At 59.7% G+C, this 263-nt stretch carries 1 pseudogene; it reads right to left on the bottom strand.

The features are described 5' to 3' along the window. Positions 1–263: pseudogene (locus QN370_RS20650) on the bottom strand (integrase core domain-containing protein); the annotation flags it as partial.

Genomic DNA, 263 nt, shown 5'->3' with positions numbered 1-263 from the left:
GTGAAGTGCCGACCCTGCAGCACATCAGCCTTGAGCGTGCGGTGAAACCGCTCTTCCTTGCCGTTGGTCTGAGGGTGTGCAGGACGGCTGTGACTGACCCAAATACCTTGGCGAATGAGCCAGATGGTTAGCGGTGTAATGCCGTGCTCGTGGGCGCGTGGACTGCCCCACGGTGGTCCGTTGTCCGCATTAATCTGGACCGGTAAGCCATAACGCCGGAACGCGCGAATCAAGTGCTGCTGCACTGTTGCGAGGTTTGGCTG

Source organism: Actimicrobium sp. CCI2.3 (assembly GCF_035019065.1).
Taxonomy (GTDB): domain Bacteria; phylum Pseudomonadota; class Gammaproteobacteria; order Burkholderiales; family Burkholderiaceae_D; genus Actimicrobium.
Note: the sequence above shows the minus strand (reverse complement) of the source record. Positions and strands in the feature narration are given on the sequence as shown.